The organism is Thiomicrospira pelophila DSM 1534 (assembly GCF_000711195.1).
Taxonomy (GTDB): domain Bacteria; phylum Pseudomonadota; class Gammaproteobacteria; order Thiomicrospirales; family Thiomicrospiraceae; genus Thiomicrospira; species Thiomicrospira pelophila.
The window spans coordinates 490,591-504,423 of the sequence record NZ_JOMR01000001.1; the positions used below are offsets into that span (position 1 = coordinate 490,591).

General features: G+C 44.8%; 12 protein-coding genes. 3 read left to right on the forward strand and 9 right to left on the reverse strand.

The features are described 5' to 3' along the window. Window positions 1-31: 31 nt before the first annotated feature. The 7 genes from N746_RS0102330 to phnD all read right to left on the reverse strand — a co-directional run bounded on the left by N746_RS0102330 (window position 32) and on the right by phnD (window position 8,144). On the reverse strand, window positions 32-1,393 hold the full coding sequence (locus tag N746_RS0102330; protein ID WP_029933754.1) for a sigma-54-dependent transcriptional regulator: 1,362 nt from the start codon (window positions 1,391-1,393) through the stop codon (window positions 32-34). Beyond that, window positions 1,386-2,759, reverse strand: coding sequence for a sensor histidine kinase (locus N746_RS0102335; RefSeq protein WP_029933755.1), 1,374 nt, complete (start codon window positions 2,757-2,759; stop codon window positions 1,386-1,388). Before N746_RS0102335 ends, N746_RS0102330 begins: the two co-directional genes overlap by 8 nt. 154 nt (window positions 2,760-2,913) lie before the next feature. Next, window positions 2,914-3,840, reverse strand: coding sequence for an MBL fold metallo-hydrolase (locus tag N746_RS0102340; RefSeq protein WP_029933756.1), 927 nt, complete (start codon window positions 3,838-3,840; stop codon window positions 2,914-2,916). Between the two features lie 277 nt (window positions 3,841-4,117). Beyond that, window positions 4,118-5,086 (reverse strand): porin, encoded by a 969-nt coding sequence (locus N746_RS0102345; RefSeq protein WP_029933757.1) that lies wholly within the window; start codon window positions 5,084-5,086, stop codon window positions 4,118-4,120. 543 nt (window positions 5,087-5,629) lie between these two features. After that, on the reverse strand, window positions 5,630-6,283 hold the full coding sequence (soxX, locus tag N746_RS0102350) for a sulfur oxidation c-type cytochrome SoxX (RefSeq protein ID WP_051678463.1): 654 nt from the start codon (window positions 6,281-6,283) through the stop codon (window positions 5,630-5,632). A gap of 13 nt (window positions 6,284-6,296) precedes the next feature. After that, window positions 6,297-7,094 carry a sulfur oxidation c-type cytochrome SoxA gene (soxA, locus tag N746_RS0102355; protein ID WP_029933759.1) on the reverse strand — a complete coding sequence of 266 codons (798 nt, stop codon included), beginning with the start codon at window positions 7,092-7,094 and terminating at the stop codon, window positions 6,297-6,299. 183 nt (window positions 7,095-7,277) lie between these two features. After that, window positions 7,278-8,144 (reverse strand): phosphate/phosphite/phosphonate ABC transporter substrate-binding protein, encoded by an 867-nt coding sequence (gene phnD / locus N746_RS0102360; RefSeq protein WP_051678464.1) that lies wholly within the window; start codon window positions 8,142-8,144, stop codon window positions 7,278-7,280. Between the two features lie 76 nt (window positions 8,145-8,220). Between phnD and N746_RS0102365 the strand changes: the two genes are divergently transcribed. The 3 genes from N746_RS0102365 (at window position 8,221) to N746_RS0102375 (ending at window position 11,148) form a co-directional block, all read left to right on the forward strand. Further along, window positions 8,221-9,237 carry an ArsJ-associated glyceraldehyde-3-phosphate dehydrogenase gene (locus tag N746_RS0102365; RefSeq protein ID WP_029933761.1) on the forward strand — a complete coding sequence of 339 codons (1,017 nt, stop codon included), beginning with the start codon at window positions 8,221-8,223 and terminating at the stop codon, window positions 9,235-9,237. Between the two features lie 107 nt (window positions 9,238-9,344). Further along, a complete protein-coding gene (arsJ, locus tag N746_RS0102370) occupies window positions 9,345-10,526 on the forward strand; it encodes an organoarsenical effux MFS transporter ArsJ (protein ID WP_029933762.1) in 1,182 nt (393 codons plus the stop codon). A gap of 124 nt (window positions 10,527-10,650) precedes the next feature. Beyond that, on the forward strand, window positions 10,651-11,148 hold the full coding sequence (locus N746_RS0102375; RefSeq protein WP_051678465.1) for a DsrE family protein: 498 nt from the start codon (window positions 10,651-10,653) through the stop codon (window positions 11,146-11,148). Window positions 11,149-11,153: 5 nt separating this feature from the next. On the opposite strand, the gene N746_RS0102380 is transcribed toward N746_RS0102375, so the two are convergent. Together N746_RS0102380 and N746_RS0102385 are read right to left on the reverse strand one after the other, a co-directional pair. Beyond that, window positions 11,154-12,386: an EAL and HDOD domain-containing protein gene (locus N746_RS0102380; protein ID WP_029933764.1), complete on the reverse strand. Its 1,233-nt coding sequence runs from the start codon at window positions 12,384-12,386 to the stop codon at window positions 11,154-11,156. Between the two features lie 110 nt (window positions 12,387-12,496). After that, window positions 12,497-13,705, reverse strand: a complete 1,209-nt coding sequence (locus N746_RS0102385) for an EAL and HDOD domain-containing protein (RefSeq protein ID WP_029933765.1) — start codon at window positions 13,703-13,705, stop codon at window positions 12,497-12,499. Window positions 13,706-13,833: the final 128 nt, after the last annotated feature.

Below are 13,833 nucleotides of genomic sequence, written 5' to 3' on the forward strand. Positions count from 1 at the left end.
TTGTTTGTACCAGGCCTGGTGCTTTGGCCGCTTAGGGTTTATGGCGACTGAGTTTACGGTGCAGGGTTGAGGCATCAATGCCCAAGTCGCGGGCGGCTTGGGATTTATTGCCACTGCAGCGTTGCAGCGTGAACTCAATCCAGCGTTTTTCCAGCTCGTCTAAGCTGGTGTTTTCTTTAACCACCAGGCCTGGTGCTAGTTGGATGTCGCAAGGCGAAGGGCGCAACTCCTGTGGGATGTTATTCAGTTCAATGGCTTCGCCCTGTGCTAACACCACCGCACGTTGAATAATGTTTTCGAGTTCGCGGATATTGCCCGGCCAATCGTAATCTTGCAGTTGCTGCAAAACTTCATCACTAATATAGCGCACGTTTTTATTGAAGCGTTTGCTGAACTGGGCAACAAAACGTTCGGCCAGAGCTTGAATGTCTTCGGGGCGTTCACGTAGCGGCGGTAAATGCACCGGGAATACATTGATTCGATAATACAAATCTTGACGGAACTGATTTTTTTGTACCAGCTCATGTAACGATTGATTGCTAGCGAAAATTAGCCGTACATTGACTTGAGTGGTGCTTTGGCCGCCAACTCGCATCAGGGTTTGGTTTTGCAAAAAGTGCAGCAACTTGGCTTGCACATCGGTACTCATGCTGTTGATTTCATCTAACAATAGCGTGCCGCCATCGGCCAATTCCAGCAGCCCAAGTTTGCGCGCATTAGCACCGGTAAACGCGCCTTTCTCGTGACCGAACAGTTCGGATTCGATTAGATTTTCAGGTACCGCTGCACAGTTGATTTCCAAATAACCTTCTTTAGAGCGTTCACTTTGTTGGTGAATAAATCGAGCCAATACACCTTTACCAACCCCGGTTTCGCCTTCAATTAAAACCGGCACATCCATTTGGCAAACCTGTTCAACCAGCCGATACACACTTTTAATCGCGGGACTTTGACAGATGGGCGTTAATTGAACCTGATCTACTTGCGATAAGCGGGTTTGCAGTTTCAACATGGTTTTACGATGGTTAAGTTGTTGAAATACTCGAGTCAATAAAGCCGACATTTGGGCAACATCAAAGGGTTTAGTGATTAAATCATACAACCCGTGTTTAAAGCCTTGCACCGCATCTTCAACCGTTGCGTAGCCAGTAATTAGCACCACCTGAGTATCCATGCTGGCGTGTTTGGTTGCGGTTAAAATATCTAACCCTTCGCCGTCAGGCAAGCGCAAATCGGTTAAAACAACCGCTGGGGGTGTTTGGTGGATAAAGCGTTTGGCGGGGACAGCTTGATTGAACACCTCGGTCTGAAACCCCGCGTTCTCGGCCAGTTCTGCTAAGAGTTGGGACATGTCTTGATCGTCTTCGACAATCACTAAAAGGGGTTTATTCATGGTTTGGCGTCATCTTTTGTAAGTCGATTCTAAAATGGGTTTGGCCGGGTTGAGAGGCCAGTAAACAGAGCGTGCTTTGCATGGATTTAAGCATTTGTTGCGATAAAAACAGTCCAAGTCCAGTACCTTTTCCAGCCGGTTTTGTAGTGATGAAGGCATCAAAAATCGCTTGCTGTTTGTCGCTCGGAATACCTTCGCCATTGTCCACAATATCTAACCAGGCCTGGTGGTTAAGTTGAATAATAATTTCGTCTGCGCCCGCATCGACCGCATTGTCCAGCAGGTTGAATAACACCTGTTCCAATAAGCTTTGGTCGGCGCGAATGTTGAAAGGATCAGCATCCAGTTGTAACGTCTTTAGCCCCTTTTGTTGCAAGACTGGACGAACTAGGTCACAAAAACTTTGCAGAAAGGGTTGAAGGTCAAACTCGGTCATTTGGGTGTCGGGTTGGCGAGCCGCATTCAGTAAACTTTTTACCACGTTGGAGCAGGTTTTAGCTTGACGCTCGATGATCTGCATACGCTCTTGCAACTTATGGTTATCGGTAGTTTGTAGGGTCATTTGCACATAGCCGACAATATTGGCCAAGGGGGTGTTTAAATTGTGTGCCAAGCCTGCCGCCATTTGCCCGATTGAGGCCAGACGTTGGCCGTCTCGCAAACGTTCATTCGCTTGGGTGGTAAATTGATGCGCTTGGTTGAGCGCCGCAATATGCGCCCGAATAGAATCGTTTAACTGGTCAAAATGCGCTTGAATTTGACGTACCTCTTCTGGCTGGTTTGTCACCGAGTTTTCCAGGCTTTGCGACAAGGGATGAATAGTTTCGACCAAGCGTTGAATCGGGTCAATTAAGCGACGTTGTAAAAACCATTTAATCATCCAGGATTGCACAACCAAAATTAAAACCAACCCTAAAAGCCCCACCGCCATTAGATTGCGAAAGGTTTTTTGCACCAGTGCGCGCGAGTAATGCAGCTCTATTTGGCCGATTTCTCGGTTCAGAAATTGGATAGGCGTAATTTGTCGCAATGCGTTTTTATCCGATGTTGGCAACTGACCGGATTGCGCGAGGATTTGATTTTGCTCAGTCGTGATTTTTAAATACACAATGCCGTGCCCTTGCTTGACTAGGTCATCGGCGTAACGCTCTACCACCGCATAATCACGGATCAAGACCGAATCCAGTGTTACCAAAGCCAATTGTTGAGATAAAGCTTCGGCTTTGTCGCGTAAAGTCTGATCCAGCGTGTGTGTAACCAATTGGTGGATTAACAAGCCCGCCAATAAAGCAAACACACCCAGTCCTAAACCTAAATACAGATTAAGCTGACCAGATAGCGTGTTAGGGCGCAATGCAAATTTCAAGCGGTATCCTTTTCATAACCACCAGGCCTGGTGGTTAAAGTTATCTCAGAAAAAATTGCTAATTTAAACTGGCTAATCAAGTGTTGACCTATAGCAAAAAACCACTCTATAGAGTGGTTTTAGTATGACAGATAGTTTAGTCAGAAGCTTCGCGTTACATCATTTCCATTTCCAAGCGTTGGAAGGTATTGCTGACATTACGGCCATGCCATCCTTGGAAATGTTTTAGGTGCTCAAATTGCGACCAATCACGCGATGAGGTTACATCACTCATTGCGCCCATGTTTTCAACCGTTTCGGTTACCGCTTCAACCAATTGTTTAAGGTAGTCACCGGTTTCCGCTTGCACTTTCGCCATGTCAGAAACCTCACCATGTCCCGGCACAACGTATTTAGCAGGGAGTTCGGCCATTTGCTCATACGCATCTAGCCATTTAACCGCATGGGTGTGAGGGTGAATACCAAGTAAACGGTCAACATAAACATGGTCGCCAGAAAACAAAACTTGTTGTTTCGGTAGCCATACCACGGCGTCGCCGGGAAAATGTGCATCGTTAAAATACTTCACTTCAAAATCGACCCCGCCAATACGGACGTTGCCTTCGTTACCGGCAAATGGCTTAGGCGCGTGAAATGGGGTTTGATCTTTAAAAATCTCATCGGTTCCCATAATACGATTCAAAATCGAGTTCAGCATTTTCTTTTGCGTGTCGACGGTGGTTTGCATGGCGTAGATGATCGCGCCTTTTTTGGCAAAATAATCATTGCCTAACCAACGGTGATCTTGTGAGCCGGTATTGATGACCGCGACCACTTTCTTATCCGTGACTTTTTTAACGCCTTTTTCAATCGCCGCCGCTGACAAAGGACCCGCGCCTGAATCAATTACAACCGCGCCTGCGTTGGTTACAACTAAACCTATATTGGCGTTTAAGCCCAGGTTAGCTTTGGTGCGATCATCGGTTTCACCTATAAATGCATACACATTGTCGGTGACCTTTTCAAATTTGACCACATCGGCCATCGCCCAACTCGGCAGAGCCAACGCGATGGAGAGAAATAGAAAGTTAATGGCTCGCATGAATATTACCTCAAAATTTATTTTAATCTGGAAATTCAAATATAACATCAGGTGTTTCTAATATCACCTAAAAAAGGTGAATTTGTGGGTTGTTTACACAATTGGTTTATCTGATAAGTTTGAAACTAAAAAAGGCCGAGATAGAGACTCGGCCAAATACTCAGATGAAAAAAACAAACTAGCTAAAGTTTGAATTTGTGCCCAAACCAGAGTTTGGACAAAACCGACCTTTAGGAAGAAAAGATCGGGTACCGCACCAATTTAACTAGGAGTTAAATTAGAATTTGTGACTAATACCGAAGCCGATAGAGTTGTCAGCAGTTTTGCCGTCACCATCTAAGTCTGCTTCTGTTTGGTCACCAGCCCAGTAGGTTGCAAAGAAGTTAGTGTTCTTAGCAAAGTAGTACTCAGGTCCGAATGCATAATCCGTTGTAGTGTTGCTGTTGCCATCATCTGTGGTAACAATTGATGCACGAAGATTTAATTTTTCAGTCATCTTGAAGTTAACAGGGATTGTGATTTGAGTTCTTGCGTCAGCGTAGTTTGTGACGCCGCCAGTGTAACCATTTGTTTTTGATTCAATCGTTTGATATAAAACACCAGCGCCAAATTGCCCCATTTCATAATGGGCACCAACAGACATATTGGTTCCATCATCACCTGAACCGGTATCACCAATCATCTGCATAGCGGCTGAAAGATATAAGCCACTCGCTTTAAAGGTAGCACTGACGTCCATGGTTGAGTTCATTTCAGTACCATTTGGTGCATAAGTTGCATAAACTTTTACTGCATCAAATTTGTTTTGATAATGCCAGCCGGTTGCACGTGACCATTGAGCCGGTTTAGCAAACGCGTCATCGGCTAACGTGTCGGTAAAGGCACGGAAGGGTTTGATAGACTGTTTGGTCGCTGTGTCGGAGTTACCCGCACGGATTTGGCCAAACGAACCTTTAATACCCGCCCAAACTTCTTCGTTAAAGTTAAAGTTGTCATCTTTCGCCGCGGCGCCGTGGTTAACGATATTTTTTACGTTACCTTGAATGCGGTAGATGCCTTTCATGCCATTGCCTAAATCTTGGGTGCCTTTGATACCGATACGTGTGCCGTTATATGAATTGATCCCCTGGCCATCTTGAATACCAGTTTCGTATTTTAGTTCACCAAATACTTGCGGGCCATCTGCTGCCATAGCAGGGGCGGAAACGATAGAGGCAACGGCTAATGCAATTAAATTCTTCTTCATGTTGGTATCTCTCCTAATTATTTGTTGTTTTGGCTTGGTCAGTTAAGGTCAATTTGTTGTTCATTTTGAGCGACCTTGTGAGTGATCATTTCGATTCGCTCTCGACTAAACCTTACTTTTTGTAAGAAAATAGTGTGCCAAAGATTAAGCCATTGATATTGAAGAGATATTAGTTAAATATGTTGTTTTTTGTTATGGTAGATTGCATCAGGTGTTGCAAAATGCAATGGGTTGTTGAGGGTTAATAACGAGCTTTTTTAGGTGTTTTAAATAAAAAGGGTCGCGAAACTGCGACCAAGTTAAAGATTCTCGGAGGAAGTAACCCAGCACGTATGGCTGGGTTATTTTGAAGCTTGTCCTGAGTTTCATATTGCGACAGGACTTTATTCGCTATTAATGCGGTGTATCAGTTGGTTTGCGCGCTTAAAAGCTCAGTGAGCCGGGCTATAAATTCGATAAAATTAAACGCACAAAGCTCAAACCCCTCCCAAAATCCTCGATCTTTGATCGAAGTTTTGGGAGGCGGGTTGAGATTACAAACCTTTACTTAGCATTAACAGGCGAATTGGGGTCAAGCATATACGCCATAATATCGGCGATTTGCTTATCATCTAAAACACCGTGGTAACCAAATCTGGGCATATTAGAGCAAGCTTTGGTGGCTTGGGCGTTAAAGATTTTTTGATAGGTGTATTTGAGCATCGCGTCGGATGTACCGCGAATACCGTAATTGGCGAGTGATGGCCCTAAGTTACCTGCGGCCGCTTGGCTTGGGGCCATGGCGTGACAGGCGTAGCAGTTACCCCCGTTAGGTTTTTTCTTCGGGTTATCGGCTTTAATGTTACCAATGCGAAGACCATAACCGCTGTTGGCGAGCTTTTCGCCTGCTTTCCAGTCACCTAATGTTATGCCACCTTCCGGGTAGGACGTCACTGCTTTATTCATTTCGACAATGTGTTTGGCTATGTCGGCGGGCGGTTGGTCTTTGTAAATGCTGCATAAATACTGGGTTTTATCTTGCACAAAGCGTTTGCGATCTTTCGGGTCGGCTTGGGTCCAGCTGTTATCAATAAGAGCTTGAGCATGATTGACTTGTTTGTCGCTAAAAGCGGCGTCGCTTTGTGGTTTGTCGCCCATTGCAAATGCGCTGGTGGCAAACAAGCCCATCACAAGAGTTGAGAGAATTGTTTTTTTCATGTTGAACTCCTAATTAGCGCTTAATGGATGGCACTTGAATGATCGAACCGTTGGCTTCTTTTGTCATGAAAGTAATGAGTGCGTTAGCCGCATCAGATGCATAGTCGATGTCAGGTAGACGCATTTGCCAGTGACAATCCCACATACGATGTTGCATGGTGCGTACAGTGCTGTGTGAAACGCGGTAAGTTGGCCAACTAGCGATGATTTGACCATCGTCTTTGTTGTAGGCGTTATAGAGTGTTTGTAGACGAATACGTTTGCCATCTTGTGCGTGGCAGGTGGCGCACGAAAAGTCCATTTTGCTTGAACGACGCCAAAACAGCGTTTCGCCGGCATCATAGGCGACTTGTTCTTTTGGGTGGTCTAGTTTGATGTTAAAAGGCAGTCCATTCGATTGGGCGGCGACATAGGCCACAATTTTTTCCATGTCTGAATCAATGTATTTTTTGGGGTTTGAGAACGCGGCTTTATCAATCTCTGAAGCGTCTTTGCCTTGTAGTGTGATCATGCAATGTTTTATACGACTTTCTAAATCCATTACTTGATCGGTGTCTTTAAAGTAGCGCGGTAGTTCGGCGTACGCCCCTTTTAATACACCTGGACCTTTGCCTAGATCACATTTTTCTAAGCCGGTGTTTTTAGGGCCGGTTTTTTGTTTCCAGATCAGTTCACCGTCCTCTACCCAAAGAATGCCTGGGCTGTCGCCGAGCATCGCGCGATAGTCGTCAACACTCGATTCTTTAGCTTGTGCGCTGATGGCGCAGCCAGCAATCGCGGCGGCTAACGCAAGCTGAATTGGTTTTTTCATACGTTTATCCTTTTTCATAAAATTATGAAAGAAAAAGGGAGTCCCTTTTTAGTCCTTCTGAGATAAAGGAAGAACTAGGCCAGAATTGCGCATTTTTAAGTGGTTGAAATATAAGGATTTGATAAGTTTTTGGCTAAGCCAAACTATTGCAAAACGCCACAGCACAGGCATTTTGCTGGAGGCTTAATGTTCGATGGCGTAGAGAATTTTTTCGACTTCTGTAAAATCTTGGTTGTCGACTTCAAAAAACGACAATCCGGTGTGTTTGATGTCTGATTGAAAAAATAACAGGCTTTCACGTAGCGATTGGATCAGTTCAGGCTTTAAATTTTTCCTCGCGACTATCACGGTTGGTGCTAAAAGTTCAGATGTGGCCACAACTCGAATTGGGTAACCTAATTCAATAAAACGCTGTGCCAGTCCTTCAGTAGTAGCGGCCGCATCAAAGTCTTGGTGTACCACGGACATAATCGCGCGCTCGTGACGACCTAAAAAACTGTAAAACTGTAAATCGCGCAGGTAGATATGGTTGAGTCTTAAAAGTTGGCGAACCACATAGTGACCAGAGTAGGAGTGGTAGGATCCGAAGGCAAAGCTGCGTCCATTTAATTGTTTTATGTGGTTGATGTCGCTGTGTTTATGCACAATTAATGCAGCACGATAAGGTGCTTCGGCGGCGATGAGTATTGGATGGCTTTCGGGGAAGTTATCCCTGGTTTTGACATAAGACGAGGGGCCCATATAAGCTAAATCAACTTCGCCATTTGCCAGTCGTTTGACCTGATCTTCATAACTGGTGGTGATATAAAGTTGCACCGGTTGGTTAAGTTGTTCGGTTAAATGGGTGACTAAGGGGTGAAACCTTTGTTGGATATTGGAAGGCATTTCATAAGGTGGAACGGCCAGCACCAGGCCTGGTGGTTGTGATTTCGGTTTTTTAGCTGTTTGGTGTGTTTCGTCCTTGCAGCCGACAAGTATTAGAGCTAGAGCGATTATTAAAGAAGCGCGCATCATAAAAGATGATTTGTGGATGGTTTGGCCGAGCATCATAAAACGGTCACAAAAGTTATTAGAGGTTGGTTTATAATTCTATCACATTTGATAAATCAGATATTTGGAGTTTGTTATGGCGGTTCGAGTAGGCATTAATGGTTTTGGGCGCATGGGACGGCTTGCGTTGCGCGAAGCTTGGGCTTGGCCGGATGTTGAGATTGTACACATTAACGAGATCGCCACCGATGCTTATGGCTCGGCGCACTTAATTAATTTCGATTCGGCGCACGGGCGTTGGTGGAATGAAGCGGTTGAGGAAAATGGTGATATTGTGATTGAAGGCCAGCGAGTTAGCTACACGTCGAATAAAGAGGTGGCCGATACCGATTGGCAAAGTCTGAACTTGGATGTGGTAATTGAAGCCACCGGTAAGTTCCGCACCAAAGAATCGCTACAAGCTTATTTAGACCAAGGCGTTAAACAAGTGATTGTGGCTGCTCCGATGAAAGAAGGCATTAAAAATATTGTGATGGGAATTAATGATCATATTTTTGAAGCTGGCAAAGACCCGATTATTACCGCGGCATCTTGCACCACCAACTGTATTGCGCCAGTGATTAAAGTGATGCACGAGCAGATCGGCATTAAACACGGCATGATCACCACCATGCACGATCGTACCAATACCCAAAAAGTGGTGGATCACGGGCATAAAGATTTACGTCGGGCACGCGCCAGTTTTGAATCCTTGATTCCGACTACCACCGGCTCGGCTACTGCGATTGCGTCGATTTTTCCGGAGTTGAAAGGCAAGCTAAACGGCATTGCGGTGCGGGTTCCGTTAATGAACGCATCCTTAACCGATTTGGTGCTGGAAATGCAGCGCGAAACCACGGTGGAAGAAGTGAATCAAAAACTAAAAGAAGCTGCAACCGGTTATTTACAAGGCATTCTAGGGTTTGAAGAGCGCCCCTTGGTGTCAGTGGATTACGAAGGCGAAACCTGTTCATCCGTGATCGACGCGCCGTCGACCATGGTGGTGAATGGCACTCAAGTCAAACTGTTAGCTTGGTACGACAATGAAATTGGCTACGTCTTACGCATGATGGAACTGGCCGTCAAAGCCGCTAAAGCAAATAAAGCCGTTTAAGCACCGAGACACAGAGTCACGAAGTTCGCTAAAGCTCCTCGCTTGATGCAACTACAGAGCCTCCGTGCCTTCGTGCCTCTGTGGTGAAAAAATAAAAGGGTTTCGTTATGTCTCCAACACAGCAATATGCAATTGTTACCGGCAACTATTGGGCGTTTACCATTACCGATGGGGCTTTGCGTATGTTGGTGGTATTGTATTTCTGGCAGTTGGGATACAGTCCGCTGGAAATTGCGTTGCTGTTTTTGTTTTATGAGTTTTTCGGTATTGTCACCAACCTAGTCGGCGGCTGGCTCGGTGCACGCTGGGGCTTGAATATCACCATGAATATCGGCCTGGGTTTACAAATCCTGGCGCTGATGATGCTCACCGTGACGCCCGAATGGTTGAGTGTGGTGTATGTCATGCTGGCGCAAGCCCTATCCGGCATTGCTAAAGACCTGAACAAAATGAGCGCCAAAAGCTCGATTAAAAACCTCGCGTCGGAGTCGTCCGGCCAACTTTATCGTTGGGTGACCTTATTAACCGGCTCCAAAAACGCACTGAAAGGCGTGGGCTTTTTTGTGGGGGCGGTGTTGCTCTCTGTATACGGCTTTGCCGAGTCGATGATGATTATGAGTGTGATGCTGGCGGTGGCTTTGTTGGTTTCGATTGTGTTTTTGGATGGATCATTAGGCAAGGCGAAAAACAAGCCCAAATTTAATGAGATGCTGTCTAAAAACCCTCGCTTAAACTGGCTATCCGCCGCACGTTTTTTTCTATTTGGTGCGCGCGATGTTTGGTTTGTGGTGGCCTTGCCAGTGTTTTTGGTGGGTGTTTTGAAGTGGGAACATACCTCGGTTGGCGCATTTATGGCCTTGTGGGTAATCGGCTATGGCCTTATTCAAGCCTTGACGCCTAAGTTGACGGGCCTAAAATCGGGCGCCAATCCAACCGATAAAACCGCACGTTGGTTAGCACTGGTGTTAGCCGCCGTGCCGTTTACGATGGCATTGAGTTTGCATATTGAACCCCAAACGATCTTAATAGCAGGTCTGGTGGTATTTGGGGTATTGTTTGCATTAAATTCAGCGGTACATTCTTATTTAATCGTTTCCATCGCGAATGCGGATGGCACCTCAAAAGACGTCGGTTTCTACTACATGGCCAACGCCGGTGGGCGCTTGTTGGGCACGGTATTGTCCGGTTACGTTTATCAAGTTGCGGGCATGGAAGCCTGTCTATATTTTTCCGCTGGTTTTATCCTTGTCGCAGGTTTACTCGTCACCAAAATGCAATATCAAGCCTAAGTTTTCCTAACCATTAAGTTGGATGAATGGGTAAAAAACGTGATTTTTTATAAGGTTTTTTTCAGGTGGCGTTGGTTTGGTGTTAGTTTATAAATCCTGATTAAAATATAACGAGGAGAATTGAATGAAATGGCTTAAGAAATTGGCTTTTGGCGGGTTGTTTTTGGTTTTGAGCTCAGTGCAGGTTCAAGCCGCCGAGTTGAACAATAATGCGGCGTTAAATGGTGTGGATGAAGTCCATGTTTTATATGACGTACGTAAGTCTAATCCTAAGGCATTATTGGCCTATCTTGGTTTTATTGAGACCAATCGTAAATATCTTGAAGAAGAAGGCGTGAAGCCAAATCAGAGAATTGTGTTTATTTCGGCATCTTTACAATTCATTACTACCGAACCTTCGGATACCGTGGCCTTAGAACATGAAGAAACGTTAGTAAAAATCGCTCAACAAGTGGAACGCCTAAAAAAAATGGGCGTAAAAATGGAAGCATGTGGCACGGCGGCGGCGTTCTTTAATATCAGTGTGGATACCTTGCTGCCGGGTATTAAACCGGTTCGTTCGGGCTTCTTATCATTGATGGGCTGGCAAGCGCAAGGTTATCAGTTAATTCCTGTTTACTAATTTAGTCACTCCACCAGGCCTGGTGATGGCTGATGAAAGACTTGTTGTGCGTATTGCATCGCGAGCAGATAGCGTTGAATGATTTCGGTAAGAGAAGCGTCTTTTGGTCGATCAAAGTCTAAAAGTCCTTGTTCGAGGGCTTTTACGGCTTTTAGGGTTTGACACATGGGGTGGTTGGTTTGACCCATGAGGGCTTCAAGTAAATGATCGTCATCTAAACCTAGCTGTTCTAAGATTTCTTCTAAAGGTCGATCCATCAACGCATCTAGCGTCGAGAAAAGGCCAACGGTAAAGTATTGGTCTTTTTGAGGGTCTTGTATCAACTCACTCACCAGTTCGCAAAACTTAGCGCGAGTTAAGGCTAGGGTAAACAATTCTGAAGGTTTGTCATCTAAGCTCGATAAGGCGATCAAGCCAATCCAATTACGCAGCTTTTCGAGTCCGCAGCGCATTACTGCGTTTTGAATTGAGGTGATTGGGTATTTAGATGGCGCATTCTGGTTGATGAAGACTAGTAGCTTTTGACTGAGTGAAACGTCATGCGTAATGATTTTGGAGAGGTCACTCAAATTTACATTGGGTTGGTAAATTTTACTCAGGAGTTGCATAACAGAAAGCTTGTTGGCCGGTAAGCGTTGGCCTTGAATGATTTGCGGACGCGCAAAAAAGAAGCCCTGAAAATAGTCAAATCCGAGCGCATCGCATTCTTTTACTTGCTCATAAGTTTCGACCTTTTCTGCCAGGAGTTTTAACCCCTTGTTTTTTAATTTCTCCAAATGAGGCTGGATAAGGTTTAGATCGTGTTTTTGAATGTCGATTTTAATAATGTCGGCATAGTTTTCGAGCACTTGGTGTTCGGCATTAAATTGGTGATCATCGAGCGCAATGGTAAAGCCTTTATGACGCAGCTGTTTGAGGGTGGTGATCAAGGCCGGCGTGACGATGTGCTCTTCAAGCAGCTCTATCACCACTTGGCGAGGATTAAAAAACGGCTGGCCCTCTTGAATTAATAGTCGATCCGAAAAGTTGATAAACACTTTATGGTCGCCTGCGATATTTTTTAGCCCCAAATCGCCCAGCGCTGTCAGGATCACTTGAGCAGAAGCCTGGTCGGCATCGTTGATATCCGCTAGGTTATCCTGTGCATTCAATCGAAACAGCAGTGCATAAGCGTAGAGATTGATATCGCTGTCAAAAATGGGTTGGCGACCAATAAAAAAGTCAATCATCGGGTTCATGCTAAAGGTCTCAAACGGAATTAATTTCAATATGATAGGGCAAAAGCGTTGTTAAGACTAATAAGAAAGCTTTGGGCTTTGTAAAGTTGAGATAAGTTGGATTAATTGGACTAATCTTGAAAGACAGTTTGTGAAAATTGCATAGATTCTAAATAAAACTTCGACAACTCTGAAACGCACAGTTTATCGGGCAAAGAAAACTCAGTTTGTCCAAGCTCCATGGCTTTGATTGCAGATAAGGTTTTGCTTAAATTACTAGTTTTAACATCGGTCAGAGTGGCGACGATAATTGGATCCAACTTTAAGCGACCTAATAACTCAGTTAGCTCAACATCCATCACCGCATCCAGCATGGAGAATAAGCCTACGGTAAAATATAGATTTTTGGAGTGATCGCCGATACGTTCGCCCACTAGTTCACAAAATTTTGCGCGTGTTAATGACATGCGAAATAATTCGATGGGTTTGTCGTCAATCCCGGCTAACGCCAACATACTCGCCCAGCTTTGTAGACGGTCTAATCCAAAACGCATCACGCCGTCGTGCACCGAGTTAATCGGGTATTTGCTGCTCACGTTTTCGGCTAGAAATTTCAAAAGTTTTTGACTGAGTGAAACATCTTTGGCAATGATTGCGCTTAGCTTGGTCATGTCAGTGTTAGGGTCGTACACGCTCGATAGGAGCTCCAAAACGGTCAATTTATTGGTGGGTAAACGTTGGCCTTTTATAATGACAGGCTTAGCAAAAAAGTAACCCTGGAAATAGTCAAATCCAATGTTTCGGCAAAACTCAAACTGTTCGCGCGTTTCGACTTTTTCTGCTAGCAGGCGTACGCCTTTATCTTTTAGGCGTTGAGCATGTTTTGCTAATAAGTCTTCACCCACATCTAAAATGTCGACTTTGATAATATCGGCATAGCTTTCAAGCTCTTCTAGGCTTGGGTTAAATACATAGTCATCTAACGCAATGGTAAAACCTTTTGAGCGCAACTCCGTTAAAGATCGCAATAAGGCCGGACTAACTTTTACATCTTCTAATACTTCAATGACCACTTGGTGAGATGGGAAAAAGGGCAGGTTTTCGCGCAGCAACAAACCTTCTGTAAAGTTAATGAAAACTTTGTGATCACTGGCGATGTCTTTAAGGCTCATGTCGCCAAATGCGTTCAGCATCACTTGTGCGGTCGCCGTATCACCAGGCAACATCGGAGCATGGTTGCTGTGTTCACAATTGCGAAACAATAACTCATAGGCGTGCATTTCAAGTTGGGTGTTGAAGATGGGTTGGCGGCCAATATAGATATCAATAAGCTCGGACATGAAGGCTATTCCAAATTAGTGGTTGATGATATTTTAAAGCAATTTTAGTCTGTTAATTTAATTAAGTTTTTAACCCTGTGCAAATTTACTCAGTAATAAGTCTTTAGCCTAGCGTCTTTCCGCAAGAG